Source organism: Loktanella sp. Alg231-35 (assembly GCF_900143545.1).
Taxonomy (GTDB): domain Bacteria; phylum Pseudomonadota; class Alphaproteobacteria; order Rhodobacterales; family Rhodobacteraceae; genus Yoonia.
Genome location: NZ_FREV01000004.1, coordinates 472631 through 485177, shown reverse-complemented (window position 1 = coordinate 485177; position 12547 = coordinate 472631). Strand labels below are relative to the sequence as shown.

At 57.3% G+C, this 12547-nt stretch carries 17 protein-coding genes; 4 read left to right on the top strand and 13 right to left on the bottom strand.

Annotated features, from left to right (window positions below; all coding sequences use genetic code 11):
- Nucleotides 1–3: 3 nt before the first annotated feature.
- From DHN10_RS12305 to DHN10_RS12285, 5 genes are all read right to left on the bottom strand, one after another.
- Complete coding sequence (locus DHN10_RS12305) at nt 4–387, bottom strand: GFA family protein (RefSeq protein WP_108815601.1); 384 nt, start codon at nt 385–387, stop codon at nt 4–6.
- Between the two features lie 8 nt (nt 388–395).
- The gene (locus DHN10_RS12300) at nt 396–986 is read right to left on the bottom strand and encodes a helix-turn-helix domain-containing protein (RefSeq protein WP_234417121.1); all 591 of its coding nucleotides are present in this window, start codon (nt 984–986) and stop codon (nt 396–398) included.
- 70 nt (nt 987–1056) lie between these two features.
- Entirely contained in the window at nt 1057–1515 is a 459-nt protein-coding gene (locus DHN10_RS12295) for a GAF domain-containing protein (protein ID WP_108815722.1), read from the bottom strand.
- Nucleotides 1516–1570: 55 nt separating this feature from the next.
- A complete protein-coding gene (locus DHN10_RS12290) occupies nt 1571–2725 on the bottom strand; it encodes an acetyl-CoA C-acyltransferase (protein ID WP_108815600.1) in 1155 nt (384 codons plus the stop codon).
- A 33-nt stretch (nt 2726–2758) separates the two neighbouring features.
- Complete coding sequence (locus DHN10_RS12285) at nt 2759–2962, bottom strand: hypothetical protein (RefSeq protein WP_108815599.1); 204 nt, start codon at nt 2960–2962, stop codon at nt 2759–2761.
- Between the two features lie 11 nt (nt 2963–2973).
- On the opposite strand from DHN10_RS12285, the gene DHN10_RS12280 reads away from it, so the two are divergent.
- Nucleotides 2974–4092 carry a glycosyltransferase family 2 protein gene (locus DHN10_RS12280; RefSeq protein ID WP_108815598.1) on the top strand — a complete coding sequence of 373 codons (1119 nt, stop codon included), beginning with the start codon at nt 2974–2976 and terminating at the stop codon, nt 4090–4092.
- A gap of 91 nt (nt 4093–4183) precedes the next feature.
- Nucleotides 4184–5758, top strand: coding sequence for a gamma-glutamyltransferase family protein (locus DHN10_RS12275; RefSeq protein WP_108815597.1), 1575 nt, complete (start codon nt 4184–4186; stop codon nt 5756–5758).
- Nucleotides 5759–5828: 70 nt separating this feature from the next.
- On the opposite strand, the gene DHN10_RS12270 is transcribed toward DHN10_RS12275, so the two are convergent.
- Entirely contained in the window at nt 5829–6173 is a 345-nt protein-coding gene (locus DHN10_RS12270; RefSeq protein ID WP_108815596.1) for a hypothetical protein, read from the bottom strand.
- Nucleotides 6174–6377: 204 nt separating this feature from the next.
- On the opposite strand from DHN10_RS12270, the gene DHN10_RS12265 reads away from it, so the two are divergent.
- Nucleotides 6378–6794, top strand: a complete 417-nt coding sequence (locus DHN10_RS12265) for a hypothetical protein (RefSeq protein WP_108815595.1) — start codon at nt 6378–6380, stop codon at nt 6792–6794.
- 251 nt (nt 6795–7045) lie between these two features.
- Here DHN10_RS12265 and DHN10_RS12260 read toward each other — a convergent pair whose 3' ends face one another.
- Both DHN10_RS12260 and DHN10_RS12255 read right to left on the bottom strand, forming a co-directional pair.
- A complete protein-coding gene (locus DHN10_RS12260; RefSeq protein ID WP_108815594.1) occupies nt 7046–7438 on the bottom strand; it encodes a hypothetical protein in 393 nt (130 codons plus the stop codon).
- Between the two features lie 103 nt (nt 7439–7541).
- Entirely contained in the window at nt 7542–8072 is a 531-nt protein-coding gene (locus DHN10_RS12255; RefSeq protein WP_108815593.1) for an NADPH-dependent FMN reductase, read from the bottom strand.
- An 89-nt stretch (nt 8073–8161) separates the two neighbouring features.
- Here DHN10_RS12255 and DHN10_RS12250 point away from each other — a divergent pair, with 89 nt between their 5' ends.
- The gene (locus tag DHN10_RS12250; RefSeq protein ID WP_373456708.1) at nt 8162–9841 is read left to right on the top strand and encodes a thiamine pyrophosphate-binding protein; all 1680 of its coding nucleotides are present in this window, start codon (nt 8162–8164) and stop codon (nt 9839–9841) included.
- Between the two features lie 52 nt (nt 9842–9893).
- Here the strand turns inward: DHN10_RS12250 and bluB are convergent, their stop codons facing one another.
- From bluB to cobO, 5 genes are read right to left on the bottom strand one after another with little or no spacing between them, the layout of a single operon-like run.
- Nucleotides 9894–10517 (bottom strand): 5,6-dimethylbenzimidazole synthase, encoded by a 624-nt coding sequence (gene bluB / locus DHN10_RS12245; protein WP_108815592.1) that lies wholly within the window; start codon nt 10515–10517, stop codon nt 9894–9896.
- Entirely contained in the window at nt 10518–10880 is a 363-nt protein-coding gene (locus tag DHN10_RS12240) for a Lin0512 family protein (RefSeq protein WP_108815591.1), read from the bottom strand.
- Nucleotides 10877–11221 (bottom strand): Lin0512 family protein, encoded by a 345-nt coding sequence (locus tag DHN10_RS12235; protein ID WP_108815590.1) that lies wholly within the window; start codon nt 11219–11221, stop codon nt 10877–10879. Before DHN10_RS12235 ends, DHN10_RS12240 begins: the two co-directional genes overlap by 4 nt.
- A 16-nt stretch (nt 11222–11237) precedes the next feature.
- Nucleotides 11238–11897 carry a YrbL family protein gene (locus tag DHN10_RS12230; RefSeq protein ID WP_108815589.1) on the bottom strand — a complete coding sequence of 220 codons (660 nt, stop codon included), beginning with the start codon at nt 11895–11897 and terminating at the stop codon, nt 11238–11240.
- Nucleotides 11898–11910: 13 nt separating this feature from the next.
- Nucleotides 11911–12546 (bottom strand): cob(I)yrinic acid a,c-diamide adenosyltransferase, encoded by a 636-nt coding sequence (gene cobO, locus DHN10_RS12225; RefSeq protein ID WP_108815588.1) that lies wholly within the window; start codon nt 12544–12546, stop codon nt 11911–11913.
- Between the last annotated feature and the right edge of the window lies 1 nt (nt 12547).

The window sequence follows — 12547 nt, the reverse complement described above, 5'->3', positions numbered from 1 at the left end:
TCTCTAGTCAGGGATGTGCGGCGCATCATCCGGGATGGTGTAGTAGTCGCCTGCATCGGCGGTAAAGATATGCTTAGCAGCGGTCATCGCAGTGGGCAGGTCAAGGCAACCAGCGGCAATGCCTAGATGATTTGCGCCAACAGGCTGGAAAAACAGGCTTGATCCGCAGGTTTTGCAAAAACCACGGCGAGCATCCTCAGAAGACTGATACCAGGCCAAACCGTCCTTTGCGGTAAAGGTCACATCGGCCACATCCGCACGGGTTGCGGCCCAGTAGTGACCACTGATCCGCCGACACTGGCTGCAATGGCAGAACGTGACCGTTTCACGCAGCTTGATCACCTCAAAGGCGACAGCACCACATTCGCAACGGCCCCGATGCGTCATCGCACCCCCTAGTAGACCGGAGGAGAGATCACCCAGATGATCTCGCACGGGGTATCGTAGGGGTTCTTCCAACTGAAACGCTCACCGCGCAGGCGGAAGCTGTCACCGGCCGCGACTGTAAAGGCTTTGTCGTCAATCTTGATATCAAAGCTGCCGCTGACGATATAGCACACCTCTTGGGTTGGGCGCGTCAGTGGTTCATCGAGCTTTGATCCGGGCGCAAAGGTCGAGTGGATTACCTCGAAATCATCGGTCAGATCAGGCGACAACAACGCTTCGGTGAGGCCCTCGGTGCGACTGCCAATCGGGCGACGTGCGCCTGCGCGCACAACGATGCCTTCTTCCTCGGGGATGGCACCCACCTGCAAAAAACTGGAGATAGAAACATCCAGAATCTCGGCCATCCGTCCAAGATCGGCAATCGCCGGGTGTGACTTGTCGCGTTCTACTTGGCTGAGCCAACCAACAGAGCGGTTCAGCGCTTCGGCGAGATCCATCAAGGTCATTCGACGCGCCTTGCGCAAGGCGCGGATGTCAGCACCCAAGGTTGCGACGGTCACCCGACTACCGGGCATTGTGGCCTCGTGAAAAAATACCATGAAATTTCATATAACTGAGTCGCTCCCATTCACAAAACGTTTTGTCAACGTTGGAGGCACTCTAGGCAGGTTACCCGCCTTGCGCAAAGACCGATTTGAGCATGGCTTGCAGGCCTTCCACGTCGTCTTGCGTGAAGATGTCAGGTTGATTGCTGTCGATATCAAAGACACCGATCAAGGCACCGTCTTTGCCAAAAACCGGCAATACCATTTCAGAGCGAGTGCTGCTGGCGCAAGCGATATGTCCCGGAAATGCATCAACATCGGGCACCAGTTGCGGTTCTCTGGTCCGGGCCGCCGCGCCGCATACGCCACGGGCAAAAGGGATCGTCAGACAGCCGTGCCCGCCCTGATAAGGCCCGATCTTGAGCATCTGTGGCCCGGACACCCGATAAAATCCGGTCCAGTCAAACCGGTCGTCACTGTGATGCACTTCGCAGGCGACGGTCGCCATTAGGGCGACCTCGTCATCTTCACCGGCGGTGAGGGCGGCAACGGTTTTGTGCAGGTCGGTGTAGTTTACATGCATCATTGGACCACGTTGCACATCATGCTTTGCGTTATCACGTTCGTTCGCCTTCTAATTAGATGCGCTCAATGGCGATGGCCGTGCCTTCGCCCCCGCCAATACAGATCGCAGCGATGCCACGCTTAAGGCCGCGCGTTTCAAGCGCATTCAGCAGCGTCACCATGATCCGCGCGCCCGAAGCACCGATGGGATGGCCAAGCGCACAGGCCCCGCCGTTCACATTCACCTTGTCGCGGGCAATGCCTAATTCATGCATGAAGGCCATAGGCACGACGGCAAAGGCTTCGTTCACTTCCCACAGGTCTACGTCATCGACAGTCCAGCCGATTTTGGTCAAGAGTTTCTGTGCCGCCGGAACCGGGGCAGTGGTGAACCAACCGGGTGCCTGTGCATGGCTGGCGTGGCCCAGAATCCGCGCCCGCGCCTTGGACTTGTCCGCTGATACCACCAAGGCCGCAGCGCCATCGGAAATGCTAGAGGCGTTGGCGGCTGTGACAGTCCCATCCTTGCGAAAAGCGGGTTTCAGCATCGGAATTTTCTCAGGTCGTGCCTTGCCGGGCTGTTCGTCGCAGGTAATCACGTCCTCGCCGTTGCGGGAATGCACCGTCACCGGGGCAATCTCGGCCTTGAAGGCGCCAGAGCGTTCTGCATCCAAGGCATTCGACAGCGAAGCAATCGCATATTGATCCTGTGCTTCGCGGGTGAACTGGAACGCCCCTGCACAATCTTCGGCAAAGGTACCCATCAGCCGGCCCTTGTCATAGGCATCTTCCAACCCATCCAGAAACATGCTGTCCTGCACGGATTGATGTCCAATGCGGGCACCTGCGCGCATCTTGGGCATCAGATAAGGGGCATTGGTCATGCTTTCCATACCGCCCGCAACCATGGTCTGGGCTGCACCCAAAGCGATCTGGTCAAAAGCCATCATCGCCGCTTTCATGCCAGAACCGCACATTTTGTTTAGCGTGGTGGCAGGCACAGTATCATCCAACCCAGCAGCAAACCCGGCCTGCCGCGCGGGGGCCTGACCTTGACCGGCAGGCAGAACACAGCCCATCAATAGTTCGTCTACGGTTGCAACCTCGGCTTCGGCCATGGCGGCCTTGATCGCCACACCTCCTAGGGACGGGGCATCAACATCGGCAAAGATTCCCTGAAAGCCGCCCATAGGCGTGCGGGCCGCTCCGGTGATAAAGACGTCGCGCATGATCTGGCTCCTCGCTTTTGGTTCGGAGGAAGGCTACGCGTGATCGCAGGAAAGGAAAAGCCTGTGGGTCATCATCATGCAGATGTCGGATGATACAAATTCACCCAGAGCAGGATATCGTTTCGCAATCCTCCGCAGCAGCATTGCATCGGTTGCAATTTGCGCAATACTTCGCAATATCGTCGGCAGTTCTTGTATTTTGTTGGGTTGCTTTTCAATGACCGATGTAAATTCCATGGCTTCGCCCAATGCTTGATGACAAAACATCCGGCGTAGCCGCGGCCGCGGACAAGAGCGCGCAAGGCAGCCTGAATTGGACGCTATGCATACCCACGTACAATCGGCCGCAATTTCTGACTCAGACAATCGGCTTTGCGCTGTCACAAAGCCGCCCGCCATCCGAGGTTGTGGTTGTTGATGGGTCTGACAATTGGGCGGAACACCGCGATCTGGTGCTTGGCCAATTTGCAGAGGACTGGCAAACCGTGCGGCTTGTCTATGAAGAAGCAAAGGTGCGGTCGGTCACGTTTCAACGCAATCAGGCGCTGGGCGCGGCCACATCGGACATCGTGTTCTTTCTGGACGATGACATCTATCTTTATCCCGACGCCGCAGAGATCGTGATGGGTATCTACGAGACCGACAAGGACGACCTGATCGCGATGGTGGCAGGGAAATTCACAGAAGGCCCCTATGATCCCGACGCCCCAACATCCACAGAGGTTGCCACTCCTGCGCCAGCGCCTCAGGCGCTCTCAATACGCGGTAGATTTCGCCACTGGCTCGAAGAGTTCCTTACGCTTGATGGCCATTTTGTAACCTATGGTCCACCAGTCGACCGAAGCCCTCTACCAGATCCAATACGCGCTGCCGGTGCCAGCGAAGGCGGTTTGATCAACGGCGGGCGCACAACCTTCCGGCGAAAATTTGGCGTGCAAGTCGGTTGGTCCGAGATGCTCAAGTATTACGCACCACATGATGACAGTGACCTGTCCTATCGGATGTCCCGGTTGGGGCGGCTGGTGCATGCCACCAACGCTGGCTTTTTTCATGCCGATGGCAATGACAGCAACGTCGGACGCTTTCGGGCCAACACCATCCGGGTACGCAACCTGATGTCTTTGCACCGTGTTCATAGTGATAAGCGGCTGTCCTCAGCCCTGCGGCTCATTGGCTCTTTTGCCAAGTTCATGGCGCTCTATTGCCTGATCGATCCGGTGCGCAAACGCTGGACGCTGCCCACCGTGCGCGCCTATGGTTTTGGTATCTTGCAGGTGCCGTTCTTTTTGTTCTGGCCCTTTGCCGATTTTCAGACGTGGTACACCGGGCTGCAGGAAAAGATGTACGGAAACCGCTACAAATCCTGAAGCATCCTTGGTGTGGATCCCCTGATCAAAAGGCCATTGCAAGCCCGGTGCTTTGGCCTACTCTTCTTGCCAGCACAAGAAGGACACTCCTATGCGCAATTTTCATATCCCCGGCCGCTCGCCCGTCTATGCCACCAACGGCATGTGTGCGACATCGCATCCATTGGCCGCAAAGGTCGCCGTGCAGATGATGGAGGCAGGCGGCAACGCCATGGACGCCGCTATCGCCGGGGCCGTGCTACTGGGGTTCTGCGAGCCGCAGATGACCGGGATCGGCGGGGATTGCTTTGTGTTGATGACACCGCCGGGCGAAGACCGGGTCGTGGCGCTGAACGGATCAGGCCGTGCGCCTGCGGGGATCGACGCAGAAAAATTGCGTGCCAAGGGCGATGTGATTGCGCCGTATTCTGCCGATGCTGTAACAGTGCCCGGCGCGGTTGATGCCTTCTGCCGGCTGTCCAAGGATTGGGGTAAACTGGGCCTTAAGGCCGCACTCGCCCCCGCGATCCACTATGCCGAAGCAGGCGTGCCCGTGGCCGACCGCGTGTCTTCGGACTGGGCCAAGGCGGTGGGCAACCTCTCTGGCCGCGCCCGCGATTTGTTTTTGGTGGATGGGAAAGCGCCTACACCGGGGCAATTGTTCCGCGCGCCGGGGCAGGCCGAGGTGTTGCGCAAAATCGCCATGGACGGGCGCGAATGCTTCTATGAAGGCGATGTGGCAAAGGACATGGTTGCTTCGTTGCAAGCGCTGGGCGGCACACACACGCCAGAGGATTTCGCCAACTACGAAAGCAACTACACCAACCCGATCATGGGCGGCTACGGTGGTTTGGACCTTTATGAGCATCCGCCTAACGGGCAGGGGGCGACGGCAATCCTGTTGCTGAACATGCTCAAACACTTCGACATCGCGGGCATGGACCCATGGGGTGCGCAGCGGGCGCATATCGAAGCGGAAGCAACAAAACTCGCCTACGATACCCGCAACCGGTTCCTGTCTGATCCCGATCACATGACGCGACTGGACTATATGACGTCTTCCGACACAGCGGCTCGACTTGCGGCCCTGATCGACCCCAAAAAGGCAATGCCAGCCGGCCTGCCGGGGGCAGAGGCGGTGCATAAGGACACCATCTATATCACAGTGGTCGACAAGGACCGCATGTGCGTCTCGCTCATCTACTCTGTCTTCCATTCGTTTGGATCGGGGATTGCGTCGGACAAATTCGGCGTGCTGTTCCAGAACCGCGGGGCAGGGTTTACCCTAACCCAAGGGCACCCCAACGAAGCGGCGCCCGGCAAACGGCCCATGCACACGATCATCCCCGCAATGCTGAAGAAAGAGGCGCGCGTACTGATGCCCTTCGGTGTGATGGGCGGGCAATACCAATCCACAGGGCACGCGCGTTTCGTGACGAACATCACCGATTTTGGACTGACACCCCAAGCGGCCATGGACGCGCCGCGATGTTTCGCGGACGCAGACGCGCTGAACGTCGAAGATGGCTACAGCGATACGGTCAAAGCGGAGCTGAGCGCGTTAGGCCACAACGTGCAACGGCCCGAAACAGCAATAGGCGGCTCACAAGCGATCCTGCTGCGGGAAGACGGGGTGCTTGAGGGGGGGAGTGATCCAAGGAAAGACGGGTGTGCTTTGGGGTATTGAAACGGTTGGTCGATTGAAGGTTGAAGGTCGGCTGTGCGGACTTTGTTACAGTCGGCCTCTTGGTCGAGGCTTATGCTTGGGAACCAAGTCCACGCATGATCTCATCAAGTTCCGTAACGGTTAGTGAAGCCTCTGGGACAGCTTTTTTCATGTCGCTGAAGGGTAGCCATCCCTTTAGAGTTCCAGCCCATGCAAATTCGCTCGGGACGCACTCTGCGGGAATAAGGTATTCTGTGCCGTAAATTTCGCTAAGTATCTCGTAGAACTCGCAGAAATCGTCCCCCCAAATTCCAAGATCAGTGACAATTTGTGACTTTGGGTTGAGATTTTCTAGTAACCGTTCGTCTACTGCAAACCGCTTCAATGCTTGCAGCACTTTGTCGGGAATTCCTTGGCTCTGCATCTTATCGTTCATTCCCCTGTGACGCTTCTTCAACGTACCGTCTTTCGATAGGGCGCTTCAAGTGAATGCAGGAACTATGGGCTCGCAGCGGACCTTGACGCAAGTGGCCCGTTGTCGATGATGCCCAATGGCGGCAACGAGCCCGGAAGTCGCCATTTCAAAAACGGCTTATCGCGCAGACTTGTGGAGACAGTAGCTTAGCTCTAGTAAATTCTCATGCGGATAAAATCATGGGGCATAGCGAAAACCTTTGCAGTTACCTTTGGGCTTGCTCTGATCGGTTTTTTTGCTTGGTTGGTTAGTGAAGATTGGCGATACAGCAAATTTCCAAACTCGTGTCCGGTTGCTCAAAGCCTTCCCGCAAACGCTGTAGCGACGAAATGTAAGTATGATGGGTTGATCGATTTCTCAGTTGATTTTCAAGCTACTGGAAGTCGATCAGATATGGCTCACTTCATTGATGGAATTCAGAATGGTCTTTCGAATCCCAGATTAGACGGGGACGCGACCAACTCGATAACTGGCGCAGCACTTAACTCAGAAGACCGCATTCAAATCAGGGCAGACCATGGTGTGTCGGTTTATTTTGAGTCGGATCAGGGCGTGATTACGATGTTTTACCACGATGGGTAATGTCGCTGCTGTTCAATGACTAAGCCTCAACCACCAATGGTAACAAAGTCCCGCATCTGCGACATTTTCGGGTCATAAATCCGCGACTCTTTGTAAATGGCCGCTTTCGGGTATCTCTGCGGCGGCGTGAGCCTCCCCATCAATCAGGGTTGAAACAGGTCGGACGGCAGCTTTGTGCAGGTTCAGGTCATTTGTACAGCGTGCAGCATCGGGGACTCTGGGCTCAATTCCGACCTTCGCTCCGTGCGCCTTCACCCAGCCCTCAACGACCGCAAAAACAACCCCAACCCCCCAACAAACAGCACCAAGATCACAATCAGATCAAAGGCGCTCATCCGTTGCAGTTGCAGCGTCATATTGGCAATCACGCCAAACACCAGTGCGACCAGTGACGCCCCGGCGATCCCCCAACCGAACCAGTTCCGCGAGTTGTAGAAAATCATCCCCACCCCGAACATAAACGGGATCAGGACCATGCCGGAGGTGATAGACACACCGCCGATGCCAAACACCCGACTGCCGATGCCAAAGTTGGGCCGCACCACGATCCCGTTCAGCAGCAGATAGCCGCCGCCCACCATCATGATCAACCCGATCAAGAATGTGCCGGTGCCACCGTCCGTTCCGCCTGCGCCACGTGCCATCCAGGCCTCCAAAATCTGCCCACTTCCGCTGGTTTTAGGGCCAGCAGCGCGCAATTGCCAGCGCGCAGCGGTATCTAAAGCATATGTACGCTGTCCGTGCGGCTCAAATCCGGGCTTTCAGAGCGTCCATCAGCTCGCCCAGCTGCTTGTTGTACTTCTCTCCCTTGAGCCGATCATCCTCATCAAACTCCTGCCCGGAGTTCGCCACCAGAACTTCGGGGCCCTGCACGATATCGGGGCGAAATGCCATCATAGCGAGGCGCAGCGAAAACTGCGCGCGCTCACCCCCGGCACGCCCGGCGGCGGCTGACATGATGGCCAGCGGTTTGCCGGCCCAAGGGTTACCTTTGGTGCGGCTGACCCAGTCCAGCGCGTTCTTCAATGCGCCCGAAATTGCTTTGTTGTACTCAGGTGTCGCGATGATCACCGCATCGGCGGCTGCAATCTGATCAGACAGCTTTTGCACGACTGCGGGGATGCCGTCCGCCTCTTCCAGATCACCATTGTAGAGCGGCAGGTTGATATCCGCTTCGACAAAGGTGTCAGCGGCAAAAATTCCCGCCGCGGCACGGATTAGTTTGGTGTTTGTCGAAGCTCTGCGTAGCGATCCTGAGATGCCAAGTAGCGTTGTCATGGGCTCTCCTTTTTTGTCGGTTGGCAAAGAAGTAGCGCCTGACAGATTTTTCGCAACCACAATGGTTGCACAGCCGCTGTGTCTGACCCATGCTGCGCAAAACTGCGGAGGCACATATGATCCGGCACGGCGGAAAGATATTGAGCGATCAACTGGTTAAGCTGGGTGTGGAACGTGTGTTCTCTGTCCCCGGAGAGAGCTTTCTGGCCGCTCTTGATGGGCTTTATGATAGCGGCATTCCCAATATCGTCTGCCGTCAGGAAGGCGGCGCTGCCATGATGGCCGAGGCTTACGGCAAGATGACCGGCAAGCCCGGCGTGTGCTTTGTGACCCGCGGGCCGGGCGCGACAAATGCCAGTGCTGGCATTCATATCGCCCAGCAGGACAGCACACCGATGGTGATGTTTGTGGGACAGATCGACAACCGGCACACGGATCGTGAGACCTTTCAAGAAGTTGATTACCGCGCTGTCTTTGGTGGATTGGCAAAATGGGTGGCACAGGTTGACCACACAGATCGCCTGCCCGAATACATCGGTCGGGCCTTTCGGGTGGCCATGTCTGGCCGTCCTGGCCCGGTGGTGCTGGCCTTGCCTGAAAACATGCTGAGTGCCGCCGCCGACGTACCCGACGTTCATGTGCCCGCAGCAGTGCCTGACGCGCTTTCGCCGCAGGCGGTACAGTCAATCATGCATGTCTTGGCAGAGGCCGAACGTCCTTTGGTCGTTGTCGGTGGCCCGCATTGGTCAGCACAGGCGCAGGCTGATCTGCAGGCTTTTGCCGAGATCCAGCAGGTGCCCGTGGTCGCTGGATTTCGCAGGCAGGATTACATGGACAACCACCACGCCTGCTATGCTGGCGATTTGAATGTCGGCATCAACCCCAAGCTGGCGCAGCGGGTGCGCGACGCTGATGCGCTCATCCTGCTTGGTACCCGTTTAGGGGATATCGAGACCCAAGGCTACACACTGGTTGATCCGGCGGCCTCGCGTAAGAAGATCGTGCATGTCCATGCAGATGCGGATGAATTGGGGCGGGTCTATACCCCCGACGTAGGGATCGTCGCGACGGCACCCATGGCATTGCGTGCCCTTTCGCAGGCGGAACATGCCGGCGCCTGGGAAAGCTGGACCGCGGCCGCCCGTGCAGACTATGAAAGCTGGATCGCGCCGCAGGAAAGCCCTGGCGCGCTTAAGCAGGAACAGGTGATCAAGTGGCTTTCTGACAATCTGCCGGATGATGCCATTTTGACCAATGGGGCAGGCAACTATGCTGCCTGGTTGCATCGCTACTTTGTTTACAAACAGCATGGCACGCAATTGGCCCCGACCTCTGGGTCAATGGGCTATGGCTTTCCAGCCGCCATTGCCGCCGCGCTGACCCATCCTGACCGGACGGTCGTTTGTCTTGCCGGTGATGGATGCTTTCAGATGAGCTGCAATGAGATGTCAACAGCGGTACAACACGGGGCCGCGCCGATTGCCATTGTGATGAACAACGGGCGCTATGGCACCATTCGCATGCATCAGGAAAAGACTTATCCGGGGCGTGTTTCCGGCACTGCGCTCGCTAACCCTGATTTCGCGGCGCTTGCGCAGGCGTATGGCGGGCACGGTGAGGTCGTCGAAAAGTCCGAGGATTTTCCTGCGGCCTTTGCACGCGCCAAGGCGGCAGGGACAATCGCGATTATTGAATGCAAGGTCGACGAAGAAGCGTTGAGCACGGGTGCGACCCTATCGGCGGTGCGCGAGGCAGGAACCGAGTGCTAGCAAGTTCTTTTGAAGGGATTGGCCCAGACTTTTGAAAAGCCTCGCGCTGGGATCAGACCACTTTCCAATGTGTCTGGCTGTTCTCCTGCCAGTCTTTGCGATGCAGAAGCGGTGTATCATCATCCGTCGCCGCCCTGCCCAGACACAGATAACCCGTCAGCGTCCAACCTGTAGGCACAGCCAGCACCTTCGCGATGCCTGCCGGATCAAGGATTGATACCCAGCCGACACCAAGGTTTTCAGCCCGTGCCGCCAGCCAAAGCGTGTGGATTGCGGCGACGGTGGAATAGTCCAGCATTTCGGGCATGGTTTGCCGGCCCAGTCCGTGACCGGCTTTGGGTGCGCGTTCTGTAAAGACCGCCAGATGCACCGGAGCCTCGCGCAGACCCGCGAGTTTCAGCGCGTTGTAGCGCGCGCGTTTGGTATCGTCATAGATCGCGCCAGCTTGTTCATTGGCGATCTCAAAATTAGCAATGACAGCCTGGCGCAATTCTGGTGACTGCACTTGCAGCACACGCCAAGGACGCGCATTGCCCACGGATGGCGCAAGGTCCATCGCTGCGCGCAACCGATCAAGCGCATCCTGCGGCACCGGATCGGGCAAGAAATGCCGCACATCCCGCCGCCAACGCAAGATATCAGTCAGAGCATCGCGGTGGGCCTGTGTCAGCTTCATTCAGATTTGCGCCCATTTGCCGGATTGCGACGGCAGGAAGGCTTCTACAGCGGCGGTGGCAACAACGGCGGTGTCACCGGTTTCGGGGTTGTGAATATTCAACCCGCCCTTGGTCGCTGTGACAGTGGCCCGGCCACGCGGCAGCCCGGCAGTAAGGGCCTCTGCGTCGATCTTGGAGGGCTCTTGCACGGCGACGGTGACTTGTACCCGCATGTCCGTATGCGGCAGATCAATGCTTTCAAAGATCGGCAGGGTCGAATGGCGAATGGCGTCTTCAATCGCCCGCTGCGCGGCCTTTTGATAATCCATCCCGTGCAGGTCATTGCCCATGCCCATTTCGATGATGACCCGTTGTTCTATCATGCCCGCTCCATCTGAAACGACACGTTGATCGCCACGTTGGCGATGACTGTGGGGTTGCCATCGGGGCGTGGAATATCAAGCCCGCCTTGTGTGACATGGATCGTGGGTTGACCATATGGGAAGACTTCCATCAGCGCGGCGGTATCAACCTGATCAGGGGCTTGCACGCCGACCTCGACATCGATCAGCATGGCCTCTTTGGGAAAGCCAAATAGTTCGGCCATATTGATCGAGTTATGCCAGAGCGCGTCTTGCAGGCCACGCCGGGCTGCTTGGGTATAGTCCTGGCGGCGCAGGCTGGTGCCCATGCCAAATTCAGTGAGGACACGGTGTTTGGGCATGATGTGTTTCCTTCTCTCAACGGCTGAATTGGCGGGCTTTGTTATCCCAGTGCAGTTTGGTCTTACGGGCAAGCTTTGCGCAACTGCCATCCAACCCCATGCGGTTAGACCAATCTGCCATTGATCGCACGGGGATCGCATGGATATCGCCAAAGCCATCCACCAGCACACATTCGCGTGGACCAGGGCCGCTGCCGTTGTCACGGTGCCCAATGACGAAGTTCTTGGCGTTCATATCGCTGGCGCGGAGGTTGTAGCGGTAAATCCGGCTGATAGTGTCGTTCAGCAGGCCAATGTCATCGTCTGTCAATGCGCCTGATTTGGCTTTCTTGCCAATGGTCTCGCCCAAACTGCCATCCGGTTCGCTGACACGTTCTGTAATGCAGCCAAGCCCAAGGTTCGTCGTCGCAAACCCCAGCATATGTGAAAACGGGGCGTGAAAATCCGGTTCGGGATGTTGCAGCATCACCCGCAGATATTCCTGATATTCCTTGCGCACCTGCCGCAGGCGCGTGCTGGGGGCCAGCCGGTCCATCACCCCGTTGAAGTTGCGGCGGGTGGGCATGTCGTGGGATTGCTTGAGGACTTTGACCAGTTTGGTGCTGTCATGCGGATGCAGATAGACTGCCCGCTGCACGCCGGCGGCGATCTGATCTGCTGTGTTCAGCGTCAACACCCTGGACCCTCGCTTAGTATTCGACCCCGATTTGCGCCTTGATTCCAGAACGGAACGGGTGCTTGACCAATTCCATTTCTGTCACCAGATCGGCCAGTTCGATCAGGTCCTCATGGGCATTGCGCCCGGTCAGGACCACATGGGTCATTGCAGGTTTGTGGTCACGCAAGAAGGCCACCACTTCGGCGGCGCTGACATAGTCATAGCGGATCGCGATGTTGATTTCATCGAGCAAGACCATGTGGTTGGTTTCATCGAGGATGAGTTCCTTGGCCTTGGCCCATGCGGCCTGCGCCATTTCGGTGTCGCGGGATTTGTCCTGAGTTTCCCAAGTAAACCCTTCGCCCATAGTGTGAAACGCGCAGGTGTCGTTGAATTTGGCAAGGATCAGATCGCGTTCGCCTGTCGACATGCCGCCTTTGATGAACTGGACGACGGCGCATTTCATGTCATGGGCGATGCAGCGGAAAATCATCCCGAAAGCGGCAGAGGATTTACCTTTGCCTTTGCCGGTATGGACGATGACCAATCCTTTCTGGTCGGTCTTGGTCGCCATGATCTTGTCGCGGGCGGCCTTTTTCTTGGCCATCTTCATGGCGTGGCGATCATCGCCCCCGGCCGGGGCGTTTGGTGTCGCGTCTTCGGTCATG

What these genes read in the sequence shown, in the direction of transcription:
- DHN10_RS12305 (WP_108815601.1), bottom strand. Translation starts at nt 387, where the DNA reads ATGACGCATCGGGGCCGTTGCGAATGTGGTGCTGTCGCCTTTGAGGTG.
- DHN10_RS12300 (WP_234417121.1), bottom strand. Translation starts at nt 986, where the DNA reads ATGGTATTTTTTCACGAGGCCACAATGCCCGGTAGTCGGGTGACCGTC.
- DHN10_RS12295 (WP_108815722.1), bottom strand. Translation starts at nt 1,515, where the DNA reads ATGCATGTAAACTACACCGACCTGCACAAAACCGTTGCCGCCCTCACC.
- DHN10_RS12290 (WP_108815600.1), bottom strand. Translation starts at nt 2,725, where the DNA reads ATGCGCGACGTCTTTATCACCGGAGCGGCCCGCACGCCTATGGGCGGC.
- DHN10_RS12285 (WP_108815599.1), bottom strand. Translation starts at nt 2,962, where the DNA reads ATGGAATTTACATCGGTCATTGAAAAGCAACCCAACAAAATACAAGAA.
- DHN10_RS12280 (WP_108815598.1), top strand. Translation starts at nt 2,974, where the DNA reads ATGCTTGATGACAAAACATCCGGCGTAGCCGCGGCCGCGGACAAGAGC.
- DHN10_RS12275 (WP_108815597.1), top strand. Translation starts at nt 4,184, where the DNA reads ATGCGCAATTTTCATATCCCCGGCCGCTCGCCCGTCTATGCCACCAAC.
- DHN10_RS12270 (WP_108815596.1), bottom strand. Translation starts at nt 6,173, where the DNA reads ATGAACGATAAGATGCAGAGCCAAGGAATTCCCGACAAAGTGCTGCAA.
- DHN10_RS12265 (WP_108815595.1), top strand. Translation starts at nt 6,378, where the DNA reads ATGCGGATAAAATCATGGGGCATAGCGAAAACCTTTGCAGTTACCTTT.
- DHN10_RS12260 (WP_108815594.1), bottom strand. Translation starts at nt 7,438, where the DNA reads ATGGCACGTGGCGCAGGCGGAACGGACGGTGGCACCGGCACATTCTTG.
- DHN10_RS12255 (WP_108815593.1), bottom strand. Translation starts at nt 8,072, where the DNA reads ATGACAACGCTACTTGGCATCTCAGGATCGCTACGCAGAGCTTCGACA.
- DHN10_RS12250 (WP_373456708.1), top strand. Translation starts at nt 8,162, where the DNA reads ATGCTGCGCAAAACTGCGGAGGCACATATGATCCGGCACGGCGGAAAG.
- bluB (WP_108815592.1), bottom strand. Translation starts at nt 10,517, where the DNA reads ATGAAGCTGACACAGGCCCACCGCGATGCTCTGACTGATATCTTGCGT.
- DHN10_RS12240 (WP_108815591.1), bottom strand. Translation starts at nt 10,880, where the DNA reads ATGATAGAACAACGGGTCATCATCGAAATGGGCATGGGCAATGACCTG.
- DHN10_RS12235 (WP_108815590.1), bottom strand. Translation starts at nt 11,221, where the DNA reads ATGCCCAAACACCGTGTCCTCACTGAATTTGGCATGGGCACCAGCCTG.
- cobO (WP_108815588.1), bottom strand. Translation starts at nt 12,546, where the DNA reads ATGACCGAAGACGCGACACCAAACGCCCCGGCCGGGGGCGATGATCGC.